8 protein-coding genes are annotated in these 14,145 nt (G+C 64.9%); all 8 read right to left on the bottom strand.

Features of this window, described 5'->3' with window-relative positions; genetic code table 11:
* Nucleotides 1–2,642, bottom strand: a 2,642-nt coding sequence (locus EA346_RS02005; RefSeq protein ID WP_296754990.1) for a transglutaminase family protein, incomplete at its 3' end; no start/stop codon positions are given.
* 47 nt (nt 2,643–2,689) lie between these two features.
* The gene (locus EA346_RS02000) at nt 2,690–6,313 is read right to left on the bottom strand and encodes an NF038132 family protein (protein WP_296754989.1); all 3,624 of its coding nucleotides are present in this window, start codon (nt 6,311–6,313) and stop codon (nt 2,690–2,692) included.
* Nucleotides 6,310–9,024, bottom strand: coding sequence for a carboxypeptidase regulatory-like domain-containing protein (locus EA346_RS01995; protein WP_296754987.1), 2,715 nt, complete (start codon nt 9,022–9,024; stop codon nt 6,310–6,312). Before EA346_RS01995 ends, EA346_RS02000 begins: the two co-directional genes overlap by 4 nt.
* A gap of 99 nt (nt 9,025–9,123) precedes the next feature.
* Nucleotides 9,124–9,774, bottom strand: a complete 651-nt coding sequence (scpB, locus tag EA346_RS01990; protein ID WP_296754985.1) for an SMC-Scp complex subunit ScpB — start codon at nt 9,772–9,774, stop codon at nt 9,124–9,126.
* On the bottom strand, nt 9,771–10,601 hold the full coding sequence (locus EA346_RS01985; protein ID WP_296754982.1) for a ScpA family protein: 831 nt from the start codon (nt 10,599–10,601) through the stop codon (nt 9,771–9,773). The genes scpB and EA346_RS01985 overlap by 4 nt, the downstream gene beginning before the upstream one ends.
* Before the next feature lie 34 nt (nt 10,602–10,635).
* Nucleotides 10,636–11,856 carry a tryptophan--tRNA ligase gene (locus EA346_RS01980; RefSeq protein WP_296754979.1) on the bottom strand — a complete coding sequence of 407 codons (1,221 nt, stop codon included), beginning with the start codon at nt 11,854–11,856 and terminating at the stop codon, nt 10,636–10,638.
* 36 nt (nt 11,857–11,892) lie between these two features.
* Nucleotides 11,893–13,224 carry a DUF945 family protein gene (locus EA346_RS01975; RefSeq protein WP_296754977.1) on the bottom strand — a complete coding sequence of 444 codons (1,332 nt, stop codon included), beginning with the start codon at nt 13,222–13,224 and terminating at the stop codon, nt 11,893–11,895.
* Between the two features lie 216 nt (nt 13,225–13,440).
* Nucleotides 13,441–14,058 (bottom strand): L-threonylcarbamoyladenylate synthase, encoded by a 618-nt coding sequence (locus EA346_RS01970; protein WP_296754974.1) that lies wholly within the window; start codon nt 14,056–14,058, stop codon nt 13,441–13,443.
* Nucleotides 14,059–14,145 lie beyond the last annotated feature (87 nt).

The raw sequence follows: 14,145 nt of genomic DNA, 5'->3' as shown, positions 1-14,145 counted from the left end.
AAAAACCCCCCATTCGCGCCGCCGGCGATCTTCCATGCACCTGCACCCGTTTGGGGGTCGAAGATGATGTAGCCGGCGCCCTGCCAGCCGGGAACGCTGATCGGGTCGGTATGAACGATCACCTCCCGCCCGACGGCGAGGGAGGCGCGGATTTCGTTCATGGTCAGTACATTCTGCCGGATGTGGGGGAGCGCGTCAGCCTGGTTCGCCGGGGTGATGTGGTAGACGCGCTGGCCCATGGCGACTGCCTTCTGGAGGGCCCGGACCGCGGAGACTCCTTCCCCCGTCCCATCCTCGGCGATGAACATCTGCTCGGGCACGGCATGTTCCAGGCCGGAGGCTAACGCGCCGAGCTGAAAGTTCAGCGCCGCGCTCACCTCCTGCCCCTGGCCATCTGTACTGGCGATGTGTGCCACGCGGTCGAGATCCATCACGACCCCACCGGCCGTGATCGAGCGCGGGATCCCGAAAAGGTATGTGACCGTGGGCACATAACCGAAGGTGCCGGCCGAGGTGGTCAGCTGGAAATGGGAATCCTGGCTTCGCGCCTTGAGAGTGCCCAAGGCCTGATACTGCCCGAAGTAACTCAAAAGGCCAGCATGAAAGAGATCTCCCAGGAGGTCCTCGCGCGTCAGGCTTCCGAGCAGGCCCTGGTCACCGGTGCTCAGGATCCGGACGGTCTCGCGCAGGCGATCCTCTGCGGTCTCGATACCGCCCGCCGCCACGCCTCCGCCGATCACGCCCAATGCCAGGTAGGAACCTGCAACCACCTTGTTCGGATAGTGCCGGGTGCCATGGACCGGATCGGTCACGCTATAGGACACCGCAAGCTCTTCGCCCAGCGGCATGGGAGGGGCAACCAGCACCGTCTCGCCATCGACCTTCAATTCGGGTATCACGTTGATGAGGTACGCCGGGATGCTGGAGGGCAGCTGGCTTGGGTCCTCGATATCGCCCTCGGGCAGCAATGCCTCGAGCGCCGCCTGATCGTCCTCGGTCGCGGGGCGGAACGAGAGGGTCACCTTTCGGTTGTTAAGGCTCGCCCAGGGAAATGCGACCTGGTGCAGGGGCTGTCCCAGGATGTCCGCACCGAGTCCAAGAGTAATGCGCGGTTGCAATGCTGTGGGCAACGCGGCGTACCTGGCGCCCTCGATCGCCCGCTGGTAGGGCAGTCCGGAGGGCAGCACCTGCGCCTCGCGCAGAACCACCTTGCTGCCGCCGATGACGTCCGCAGCTGTCGGGGCCTCCAACTGCTCGACGTGTGCAGCCAGACGTTCCTCGGCTTCGCGTTGCGCGGCCAGCACCCCCGCGGCATCCAGCCCCTGGATCCATCCTTCGGCCTCGTTGACGGTGCCCGTGGCCAACAGGTCCAGCAGCAGCCCATCGCCTTCGAGTCCGGTGATCAGAGACACATCGAGCCCAGGAACAAACTCATACTGCTTGTAACTGGCATCGAGCGGAAGCCAGGTGTCCGCCTCGCGCATCACGGCACCGCGCGATGGCAGGAAGTCGATGGCCGCCTCGACCCAGACGTGTTCCATCCGCACGTGGGTGATCCGCCCACCCTGGATGAGCCCGGTGACGGGGATTCCGCCCGAGGCGGCATAGTTCATGGCCTCCTCGATCCGTTCGAAGCCGCCGGCCCAGTTGCGGAAGGCCTCCGCCGGCACCTCGATCGTTCCATGCACGTAGCGGGCTGGAACGCCGGAGGCACGTAACAGTGCCAGCAGCAGGCTGGCGACATCCATGGCGTTGCCCCGGCGTGCCGATAGCGTCAGATCGGCATTCTGGACGGCGCCCCAAGTGGGAACCCACTCGATGTGATTGCGCACCCAGTGATAGACGGCGACAGGATCGTGGGCCAGTTCCGCAGCCCTGGCGCGAATCGCGGCAGAGAGTCGCACCTCGTCCGTTTCCGCAAGATAACGAGGATCCTCTGCACCCGGCAAGCCATCCAGAATGAACCCGTCGAGCGCAGCCAGATGCATCAGCGGCGTATCTAAGAGCCCTGCTCCGATAAAACTTTCCCTGTCGATCCTTGGCAGGTTGTCTTGCCTGGGCTGCTGCGCCTCATGCGGTAGTTCGTTCGGATCGAAAGGCTGCTGACTTGCTTGCAACTGGCGTTCGGACAGTCGCTGGTGGACGCGCTCGATCGGTAGCGCAACGGGTTCATCGTCACCCGCCGCCTCGATGATCGCCAGATCCTCGAGCACGGCCTGCATCTCCTGCTGGTAGAGCGAGACGGCTTCCTGATGGCGGTCGAGTATTCTGGCCGAAACCCCGCGCTCCCGGAGCATGTCATCGATGGCGGCAAAATCCGCCATCACATGGGTGTTCAGTTCGGTCGCGTGTTTACGCAGGGCGGCGAGCTCCCGGCGCTCCTCGGCAATGGACTCGCCGCGGCGAAGCCTCGCATCAGCGGCCCCGAGAACTCCCCTCGCCTCGCGAAGCTTGCCCGATAGAAGTTCGCCGGCAGAATGGGTTGTCCCGACATGCTCTTCGGACGTCTGCGGTGGCTCGCTGAGCGCGGCAGCCAGGGGCTCCGAGGTGAGAAGGATCAAGGCGATGATCAAGATGCTCGCCACGACCCGGCTGAACAGACTGTCCCGCAACAGCGGAAAAAGGGTAATCCCTGTCCTCATGAGTACACATCCTTGTCGACTCGTGATTCTTGTTTGTGTTGGGGCCGTTATTCAGCCCCGACCTCCCTGGCCAGGGCGTGGATCAGCCACGCCAGGGCCTCCCGAATGACCGCCGCATCCGGCTCATCAATCCCTGCCAACCGGTCCGCTGCCTTGAGCAGCCGGAAAACCGCCCGGTTGGCGTCTCCGCCCAGGTATTTCAGCCTCGCGGACTCGACTTTCTCGACGACAAGACGGTAGTCATCGTCGAAGATCAGCCTCGGCTCGATCAATGCACGCACTTCTTCGAATCCAGGAAGGACTTCGATGGTCAGATCATGGAAATCCACGTCATGGAGATACAGCTGGGTTCCTTCACGAAGATACAAAGTGGCCATGATCCGGGCTGCGTCGGGGTCCATCGGCAACCTCCACCAGAACAGCAATTCCCGGTGCCCACCTGCTGGCAGGTCAATCTCGTACGAGATGTGTCGCGGGCCTTCCGCGTTGGCGGACCCGGGGTCGGCGATGGTCCCTCCGATCACCGCAAGATCCAGACGAACCGATCCGGCATCGCCACGGTTGGCCAGCACCCAGCGCACGGGAACCGCCATACCGGGACGTTGCATCACCGGATTGGGTCGGGTGTATTCCAGGGCGTCGCGCAGCAGGGCTGCGAAACCCCCGGATGCTCCCGAGGCCTTGGCCGCGGCCTGCAGGTCGAAGCCGGCCAGCAGGCTGCGGCCCAGACCGAAGTCGTGTACCGTCATGGCCGCGGTATCCTGGGTCTGCCCGCCATCGATTCGATATTCCCCGATCACCGAGCCACCGTGCGGGCGCAGCATCACCGCCCTTGCCTCCGGGGAGAGGGCATCATCCGGGACCTCGATGGGACTGGGAAGCACCGGTCGGATACCCACCGCATGCGGATCACGCCCCAGAAATTCGGCTCCGAAGACCTCGAGCAGATGGTGGTTGCGGTGATCGCGCGCCGCCGCCTGCACGATACCCCGGCCCGCGAAGACAGCCTCCCGCAATTCCCGGCTCACCTGGTTGTCGAGCTTTACCCGTTCGGCCAACAGGAGGAAGCTGGCGTACCCCCCGGTGCGCAGTTCGTGGGCGAAGGCATGAGCCTGGGTGACGACGGTGTAGGACCAACCCTCCGCGTCCAGAAAGGCCTCGAGAAATGCGCGTCGGAGCAGGCTTGGACCCTCGGCCACGATAGCCGCATCCCGCACCCTGAAGTCGCCCAGCACATCTCCGGATTCGGGCATCTCCGCACACCCGACCGGCACCGTTCCGGACGTGAACTGACGGACAAATCCGTCCCGATGGAAGGTGGCGATCAGCTGAAGCCGATCCGTCCGGAGGGCACTCCCACCCCGGAAATCAATGCCAATGGCCATGCCCTGCGTGGAAAGGCCCTGCAGGATCAGGTTCGGCCCCGCGCCCTGACTCAGGTCGGACGGCAGCAGATCGCCGCCTCGGAGCGACTCCGAGTCCAGGAGTTGTCCACTACCGTCGTACAGGTCCACCTGCAGCAGATCTCCGTAGCCCAGTGAAGTCAGCGCCGGCAGACCCAGTTCCAACTGCTCGACCGCCAGGCATTCTTGATGCCCGGGAGGATCCAGGAGCACCAGTAGTCGACCACGGCCTTCGACGCTCGGAGTGGAGACGAAGCGGTCCTCCACCCGTATCGATGCACTGGCAAGAATCCGCAGTTCGCCCTGGATCTCGGCGCGCAACACCGCCACCAGCGTGGTCCCCGCGGGAGCGTCGATGCTCCAGTCCGCCGTAAGGAAACGCGTCTCCTCTTGTTCCAGATCCAGCGTGTGAGACCAACTGGCGAGTTCCCGGCCGGCACCTGGGTCGATCAGGGACAGGGTCGCGGGCAGCCCATGCAGGCTGGAATTCCCGTCATTGGTGATCTCCGCCTCCAGGTATAACGTCTCGCTACGCAGTGCCGGTTCTGGGGAGATCGATATCCCGCCCCAGAGACCGGCGCCGGTCTCGCTCGTGGCCAGGACCTGGAAGCCGGTTTCGGCGGTTGTGGCGAGGAGATCTTCCGCGTCGCGAACGACGAGAAGGACTCGATAGTGCCCGGGGACTGCAAGCCCGAGAGCAAACGGACGGACGACGTCCTGATGCGCGCCCGGCAGGAGGACACCCGGAGCCACCTCCTCCCGCCAGATCTCTGCGCCTTCCGGGTCGATGACGCTCAGGCTGGCCTGATGCCCGCTGACCTGCAGACCCGACGCCGTGTTCTCGATCCTGCCCGTCAGTGTGACGGTCTCGTAGGGATCGTAAGCAGGCCGATCCGCGGCGACGGCGGCCGCAAGACCACTGCCGGAGGGAATCGCCAGCCGAAAATCCGCTCGCGCCTCGGTCGTTGCTGACGTGAGGGGATCCCGAAGCTGCGCGACCACGGTGTAATCCCCTGCGTAGAGCCCGGCCGTGTCGAAAGCCTCGACGGTCAGCACTCTCGTCTCACCCGGCTCGAACCCCAGTTCCTCAGGGGCGGGCAGGGTCGATACCGGGTACCCTGAGGCGTCGCGGATTTCCCATCCGATCACGGGGGTGCTGGCTGCAGATCCCCGATTCTTCACCTCCAGCGTGACCGCGACCGGCTCTCCGACCGCGTAGCTGATCCGGTCTGTCGCCAGTTCCAGGAGGTAGAACGACTGCAGGACCTCGACATGCAGTGGACCGAGCGTCTGCCGATGCGCCTGTCCCAGACGATCGAGATAGCTGATCACGACCTCGTCAACGACAGCACGGTTTTCGCCCGGCTCGGGGTCCGTGATCCCGACCTGGAAATCGAGATCTTCGAAGGCGCCGAGGACAAAGTTCGGGAAGAACCACTCGATTTCGGTCGCCTCGCCCGCACTCTCCATCCTCACCGGCTCGACCGCAAAGGATCCCGGTTCGATGACGACGCCGGCATTGACCAGACGGGCGGTCACGCGGAGATCGCGATATTCGGGTTCGGCACCGATGGGCTTGCCACCCACCATCACCCCATCGAAGGCAAGCCCGCTTTGGAAGGCCGTGTCGGACCAGTTGACGACACCCAGCTCCAGTACATACTCACCCGTCTCCGGGATCACGTACCGGGAGCTCACCCAATCCGTGTAACCGCAGCCGCTTGCGTAACAGCGACCCGAGTCGCCGCCCAGAGGCGACCATCGGGGCCCGCCCCCGATGATGTTGACCGTCTCCGGCGTGATATCGGCGCCGATCTCTGGCATCCCGAAACCCGGGACGATGTTCCCGCTTGAACGCGTACGCGCGGTGAATAGCAGGGCAACGGGTTCCATGGATGCGTCCAACAGCCGCGCCCAAGCATAATCCGCGAATCCGGCACCGTCCGACGTGACGTAATTGAACTGGAATTCGAGGGGCTCGCCGGCCCCGGCGGAAAACATCGGGGAGCGCAGCCGCGAGCCATTGGTGCCGCCAATCCCGGGCAGGCCCAGGGAACGCAGCGGACTGCCGGTCGTCGCGACCCAACCGTATTGCTCGCCCCCGGAAGGAGCGAGGGTCACCACGCCATCGACGACCCCGGTGCCGCAGGAACCCTCGCAGATCCAGCCCTCCGGAATACCGTTGTCAAAGGTGCCTGCATGCGCCTGCGAAAACAGGCTGATTGCGAGCGTCACGAGGACGGCCCATCGGTAAACGATCCCTGTCATTGGGCATCCTCCATGCCTTCGATCCTGAGTCTGACCGTAATCCCGGCGTCCTCCCGGGGCAGGATCTGCCCGGGATCCAGGCCGTGCGTTCCCTGCACGCGGATATTCGGCGCGACATCGATACCGCGGACGTCCAGGGCCTCTACCGTTGCGCCCGTTAGCCCCAGGATCTCGATGGGGTACGCTCCAGCCAAGTCGAAATCATGGGAGAAACGGGTGAGAGAAAATTCCTGGAGTCCAGGGAGCGGCTCGGCCTCCAGTTGCACGCGTTGTTGATGGATCGGTTGTCCGGAAGGGCTGCGGACGATGACGTCGAAATCCAGGATCGTCTGCACGTTCGAGGCGTTATTCATCGTGGCCACCAGCTCCACCTCGGTGGAGACACCACGCACGAGTTCCCGGGGTTCCGGCTGCACAGCAAACGCACCGATACGTGCCGTCTCGGCGATTGCCACGGCCCCGACGCCCTCCGACAGGACCGTGACCCGGTCCCCTGTCCAAACCTGCACCACCATCCGGTACAGACCAGGCGGAACGTTCCCGGTGAACCACGAGACTGTGCGCAGGACCTGCTCGCCGGGAGCCAGGACAAAGGTTGCGTCGCGGCCACCACCGGGAACCGGAACCACGAAGTCTTCCCGGAAGTCGTTCGCCACACCCTGGGCGCTGGCCACAAGAACCAGTGGCATCTCGTGCTCGCCGCGGTTCTCGACCCCCACGGTGAAACGCGCTTCTTCGAACGCGCCATACTGGTCCTGGTGTTCGACAACCTCGACGACCCGGATGCCACCGATGCCCGTTGGTTCCAGAGAGACGTCCAGCCGGGTCCACCCGTGTTGCTGCAGGACGAGGCTGCCTGTGAGGGTCCGGTAGCCGATGGCGTCCGCGACGACCTCGAATGCCAGGTCCTCGATCCCGTCGATGCGAAAGTGACCATCGGGATCGGCATACGCGACTCGCGGCCCTGCGCTGACCCGGGCACCCGGCACCGGCGCCCCGGATTCCCGGTCCGTCACCAGTCCCAGAAGGGTCGTACTCGAGCGGGGATCCGGAAGGAGGTACCAGTGGCCCAAATCCACATCCGTCCCGGCGGTGGTCAACAAGGTGAACGTGATCGGCTGATACCCGGAGTGCAGCAACTCAACGCGAATCTGACCCGCAGCCGCAAGGGTCAACCGGAAGGATCCATCGACGCCGGACAATGTCATCACATCGGTGCCGACCACCCGGACCACCGCGCCGGGGATCGCAAACCCCGTTTCCGCATCCAGGAGTCGCCCGTTCAGGATGACCGAGGGTTCTGTTTCCGTGCTGCCGCTCCGGCTCATGACCGGCGAAAACAGCAGCCGGTCGCCCGGTTCGACCCAGGCGGCGGCATGGACCGGTTCGTAATCGGTGGCCGTCACCGACAGTTCGACGGCGCCCGCTGGAACCGGGAGTGCGAAATGTCCGTCCATTCCGGTGCTCGCGGTCACGATCCCGGAGCCCTGCAAGGCGACGGTTGCCGCAATCCCTGCGCCAGTCACGGCATCCGCAACCCTTCCGGTTACGAGGGCGTTTTCCGGCTCCATATCGAGGACAACCGCTCCGAGGTCGGAGCGCTGGTCGGCCTCCAGTTCGACGTTCCGCATTAACGTCTGGAAGCCCGTTGCACTGAACGCCAGTGTGTACGGCCCCGGTTCCAGATCCTGCAGCACGAAACGTCCATCGGGGCCGGTCGTGGTCATCCAGTCCCCAGCCCCGCTCCCGTGCGCGGTCACGGTGCCTCCCGACACGACGACGCCGTGGCGGCTGTCGATCACCTGCCCGAGGAGCGTGGCCGAGCTGGGCGAAGACGAAGAGTCTTCCGCTGCCGCCAGGCCCAGCGCGCGCAATGCGAGCGCAGTGGCATAGACACTTCCGTCCCAGGAACCATCGTCCCCCTGTGCCGCTCGCAGGGCATCCACAGCGACCGCGTGGCGGCCGGTGTCCGCCGTGCTCGGCAGGAGCGCCAGCAGCGCCTGCGCGTTCTGCCAGGTTTGCCCCCAGCCCCGATCGCTCTCCCGGGCCGCGAGGAAATCAACCGCTGCCTGCAGCACTCCCGACAACCCATACTCGATTCGATACCGCTGCAGGCCGGCCACAGTTCGGGCCGTCAGATAGACAGAGGACGGACTTTCTGCCGCTGCGGCGAAGCCACCGTCGGTACGCTGGCGCGCAGCCACGAAGGCGATGGCTGGCTGAAGCACGTCGAAATCGTTGACTCCGGCGGCTGCGAGGGCGTCCAGTGCGTCGAGCGTGTCGAGGACACTGCTCTGCTGGCCGGGTTCGGCGCCGAATCCGCCGTCCGGATTCTGGTGGCGGCGCAGTTTCGCGAGACCTTCGGGATCGGATTCGCCCGCAAGGCTCAGGGCGATCAGCCGGCGCGGGACATCCGGAATTCCTGCACCCGAGGCCTGTTCGACAAACTGCCGCAGCTGCACCCATGCATCCGCCTGATCCGTTACGGGGCGCAGCGCGCGGAGTGCCTCAAGGCTGGCGTGCGGGGCCGTGGTTTCGTCCGCCGGGGCCGCGATTCGGCCATCGTGCCCCTGCTGTTCGAACAGCCACGTGACACCGGACTCGTTGGCCTTCGCCACGGTCGTGAAGAACGGGGAAGCGATGCACGCGGCGATCGCGAAGAAGAAAAGCCAGCGGCACATCCCGTGCCGATTCCATGACTGAGCATCCATGCCCGTATCCTTTCTGGTCGTCCTGGGGAGATTTTTAGCATAGCCGAAACCGGCCCACAACCCTCCCCCGCACCGGTTGCACCACTTTTCGCAGGGCCGCTAGGATCCTGGCGGAGGTTCCTCCTCGCCTTCCTGCGACCGTGACGCCAAGGGTGGCTCGGCATCGGCCGTCTCGGAAGGCAGGTCGACCAGTTCGCGCAGATCGTCCAGTGGCGGGAGTTCGTCCAGCCGGCCGAGGCCGAGATCATCCAGGAAGGTCCGTGTCGTTGCGTAGAGTCCGGGACGGCCCGGGACCTCCTTGTGTCCAACCACGTGCACCCACTCCCGTTCCGTGAGGGTACGCATGATCTGCGTGCTCACCGCGACGCCCCGGATATCCTCGATCTCGGCACGGGTCACCGGTTGCCGATAGGCGATGATGGCGAGGGTCTCCAGCAGGGCCCGCGAGAGCCGTGGTGGCCGTTCCGGCTGGGCCGCCTGCACCTGTGCGGAAAAGCGCGAGCGCACCCGGAAGCGGTATCCCCCCACCGATCGCACCAGCTCGATCGACCGGTGGAGATAATGCGCCGCCAGGCGCTCGAGCGCCGCATCCAGCTCTTCCCGCTCGGGCCCGCCGGATTCCACGGTACTGCACGCCGCGAGCAGATCCTTGACCGAAACCGGCTCCGAGGCGGCGAACAGGACCGCCTCCAGGATCAACTCGAGTTCCTGTGTGCGCGCTTCCACGGTGACCGGCTCCCGGTCCTTCACGATTCGACTACCTCGGCCATGCGACGCCGAACCTGAATGGGGCCGAAGGCCTCGCCCTGGCCCCATTCCAGCATGCCCCCCTTGCTCAACTCCAGCACGGCGAGAAAGGCTACGACAACTCCAGGCCGGCCCTCGCTGACCACAAGCAGGCTGACGAAATCGACGAACTCTCGGTGTTCCAGCGTCTCAAGGATCCGCGTCATTCGCTCGCGCACGGAGAGCGCCTCGGCACTGATCTGGTGGTGTGCACTCAGGCTGGCGCGGCGCAGCACCCCGACCAGCGCCTCGATCAGGTCGTCCAGCGCCGGCGCGGGCGCCGGCGGGGCGGCAAGGGCGTCACGCGCGGCGTGGGCATGGAAGACGTCCCGTTCCAGGCGTGGGATGTCGTCGATCCGCTCGGCGGCGGTCTTGAACCGCTCGTATTCCTGCAGTTGCCGGATCAGCGCCAGGCGCGGATCTTCTTCGTCGTCCTCCGCGGACCCCGCAGGGCGCGGCAGCAGCATGCGTGACTTGATTTCCGCCAGCAGCGCGGCCATCACCAGGTACTCACCCGCGAGTTCCAGGCGCAGCGCCTGCATCACCTCGATGTACGCCATGTACTGGCGGGTGATCTCGGCAATGGGTATCGACAGGATATCCAGGTTCTGGCGACGGATCAGGTACAGCAGAAGATCGAGCGGACCCTCGAAGGATTCGAGAAAGACCTCCAGAGCGTCGGGCGGGATGTACAGATCCGCCGGCATATCCCCCATCGGGCTGCCATTCACCCGACACGACCAGTCGGCCTCCAGCGGGCGCTCGAGCTCGTCGACTTCCGCCTCGGTCACGTGCTGACCCCGTTGGCCAGGCGTGGCATGGCCATCAGCGAAGGTAGTCCAGGCCCATGGCGCGGCGCACTTCCTCGAGGGTTTCCCTGGCCTCCTCCCGCGCCGCGTCGGAACCCTCGGTGATGATGTTCTTCACCAGTGCCGGATCGGACGCGTATTCCCTTGCGCGCTCCTGGATCGGCCCCAGCTCCGCCAGAACCGCCTCGATCAGGGGGCGTTTGCAGTCGACGCAACCGATCCCCGCCGAACGGCAGCCCGCAGCGAGTTCCACACGCGTGGACTCCGGTGTGTAGACCTGGTGCAGCGCCCAGACCGGGCACTTCTCGGGTTCTCCGGGATCCGTGCGCCGCACCCGGGCCGGGTCGGTGGGCATCGTCCTGATCTGGGCTTCGACCTGTGCCGGTTCGGCCCGCAGACTGATCGCATTGTTGTAACTCTTGGACATCTTGCGTCCGTCCAGACCAGGCATCTTCGCGGTCGGTGTCAGCATGGCCTGGGGTTCGGGCAGGATGATCTTGCCCCCACCCTCCAGATAACCGAATAGGCGCTCACGGTCGCCAAGGGAAATGTTCTGCTGCCCTTCGAGGAGCGCTCGACCGACGTCCAGGGCGTCTTCCTCGCCCTGTTCCTGGAAGCGCCGGCGCAACTCGCGATAGCGCTTCGCGATCTTCTTGCCCATCTTGTCGATCGCCGCCTCGGCCTTTTCCGCAAAACCGGGTTCGCGTCCGTACAGATGGTTGAAGCGGCGCGCAATCTCGCGGGTCACCTCCAGATGCGCGACCTGGTCCTCGCCCACCGGGACGAGTCCCGCACGGTAGGCGAGGATATCGGCGCTCTGCAGGACCGGATAGCCGAGGAAGCCGTAGGTCGCGAGATCGCGCTCACGCAGCTGTTCCTGCTGATCCTTGTAGCTGGGAACGCGCTCCAGCCATCCCAGGGGGGTGAACATCGACAGCAGCAGGTGAAGCTCCGCGTGTTCGGGGACGCGTGACTGCACGAACAGGGTTGCGGCGCTCGGGCTGACGCCGGCAGCGAGCCAGTCGATCACCATGTCGGTCACATGTTGACCAAGGTCGCCCGGGGATTCGTAGTGCGTCGTCAGGGCATGCCAATCGGCGACGAAGAAGAAGCACTCATAGCTGTGCTGGAGTTCAAGCCAGTTCTTCAATACCCCATGGTAGTGCCCCAGATGCAGGCGCCCGGTAGGTCGCATGCCGGAGAGCACGCGCCGGTTCGTTCCCTGATTGCTGCTCACGAAGAATACCCTTTGTGATTCATGAATAACCCAACATTAGAACATGCCTTGACCGAGGGCGAACACCAGCGCAAGAAGCAGGATCGTCTGATCGCTGTCGTTGATCAGCAATCGCCCCTCATCCATCCGCAGCCGGCTGCTCAACTCGTTGTCACGCACCTCGATCCATCCATCGTCGATGCCCAGTTCGAGCCAGGTGTGCAGAGCCTCGGGAGCCCCGGCAAGGGTGTCGAGTTCCTCGAGCAATCGCCTGCCGACCTCCAGATCCAGAGCGACGTCCAGCGCCTCCAGCGGACGCGTGGCAATACGTTCAGCATCGCCCTGCAGGCCCAGGTCCAGGCGCACACGCAGCCACTTGTCGGGGTCGCTGTTCACGCTGATGCCACCCAGGACCCGAGGATCATGAGCGATCATCTGCTGCAGGCCGTCCAGGACCATTCCCAGGACCAGTCCTGTTCTCGCCTGTGGGTCCAGTTCCATGGAGGCCATGCCCTCCCACGCCTGGATGAAACCCATGACGGTAGGACGATGCCAGCGCAGGGCGCTCAGGTGCAGATCCAGACCCTCGAGTTCGAGGTCCGCGCTACGCACCTCCTTCGCGCGCAGTCTCAGCAGGCTGTTCATCTGGCGGAGGGTCGAGTTCTGCCAGGCGCTCATCTGCAGCGACTCGGCGCCGAACCGCTCGCGTCCATCCCGTTGAAAACTCAGGCGGCCCGCTCCGAGTCCAAGATCGTAGTCGGGCAGACGCCCATACAGTCCTTCGGGCCCCGGATGCACGAGCACCCCATAATGGAACTCGTCCAACAGCAGGCTGGCGCGCCCGGAGTACAGGCGGAGTGTCTCGGTATCGAAGCTCAAGACGAGGCGCTCGGGTGAGAAGGACAGGCCTCCTTGACCTGCGCCGATCTCCAGCCACCGACCGTCCTGGTTCTTTGCACCCGCGCCAGTCCAGGCGACCTGTACGGGACGGGTCGACAGCCTCGAACTCACCCCGCCACCCAGCCCCAGCCAACTGTCCGCGCGGGGCTGAGCCTGGGCAAGCGCGGCACGCCAGTGTGGCGGAAGATCAGCCGTGTTCTGTCTGGCAGCGAGCCGCGTATCCACTACCGCGCCCAGAAGGCGATGACGGATTCGGTGATCCAGGTGCAGGTCGAAGTCCATCCCGCCGCCGACGACATGGAGCACGGTCGTGGCACGCGCCCGGTAGTTGTCGCGATGGTAGTCCGCCACCGAGTGATGGAATAGAACACCACCGAGCTGGCCCGTCCGGGTATCGCGCAGTGCGGTCTCCACCTGCACGCCCACGTAGACCGGCCAAGCGGCTGCAGCCAACACGAGCAACAAGCACAGGATCAATATCTTTCGCACTGCAATCTCCTGGACAGCCCCGGTCTGTCGCTATGGAAGCGCTGAACAGGGCCCTCGACACGTTCAGGATGAACGGCAAGGGGTTGATTCCGCGCGTGCTGGGCCTGCCAAACCAGGAACCGATTCGAACGGTTCAGCGTTTCCCCAGACGAGCGGGTACGTATGCCGGGCGGCCTCCCGATGCCCCCCGCAGGATCAGAGAGTAAACGTGTCCGCTCAGTCGAGGAAATTCACCGGCCCCAGTCCGTGCCGAACCACCTCCGGCACCGGTCCGGTGAGATCGATCACCGTGGTTGCCTCCAGCGTTCCCGCCCCACTGTCGACGATCCCGTCCACCTGGCGACCGAGCCGTTCTTCGATCTCCCAAGGCTCGCTGAGCGGATGCGGGTCGCCCGGCATCTGCAGCGTCGCGGACATCAGGGGTTCTCCCAATTCCTTCAGCAACGCCTGCACCACACGGCTGTCCGGCACACGCAGCCCCACCGTGCGCCGCTTCGGGTGCTGCAGCCGTCGGGGCACCTCGCGTGTTGCGGGGAGGATGAAGGTGTACGGACCCGGGGTCAGCGCCTTCATCAGGCGGAATGCGGAGTTGTCCACCTTGGCGTACAGACCCAACTCCGAAAGATCGCGACAGAGCAGGGTCAGATGGTGGTCTTCGTCGACCTGGCGCAAACGTCGAATGCGCTCGGCACCTGCCTTGTCGCCAAGCCTGCACGCCAACGCGTAGCAGGCGTCGGTAGGGAGGACGATGACGGCCCCCTGCTCAAGCCGCGCCACCGCTTGCTGCATCAGCCGCGGCTGCGGATTTTCAGGATGGACCTTGATGGCGTTCATGACGGGAACCGTGGCTGGGTTTGTTAAACCCTCTATCATACCAGCAGGCACCGGAGCGCTGCGGTAACAACGACGCGGGAAACCTGT

This window comes from Thioalkalivibrio sp. (assembly GCF_007692535.1).
Classification (GTDB): Bacteria; Pseudomonadota; Gammaproteobacteria; order Ectothiorhodospirales; family Ectothiorhodospiraceae; genus Thioalkalivibrio.
The sequence above is the reverse complement of the archived record's forward strand: the minus strand, read 5'-3'. Positions and strand labels throughout refer to the sequence as shown.

Excerpts from the sequence above, each read along its gene's own strand:
- EA346_RS02000 (WP_296754989.1), bottom strand. The coding sequence starts at position 6,313 with ATGACAGGGATCGTTTACCGATGGGCCGTCCTCGTGACGCTCGCAATC.
- EA346_RS01995 (WP_296754987.1), bottom strand. The coding sequence starts at position 9,024 with ATGGATGCTCAGTCATGGAATCGGCACGGGATGTGCCGCTGGCTTTTC.
- EA346_RS01970 (WP_296754974.1), bottom strand. The coding sequence starts at position 14,058 with ATGAACGCCATCAAGGTCCATCCTGAAAATCCGCAGCCGCGGCTGATG.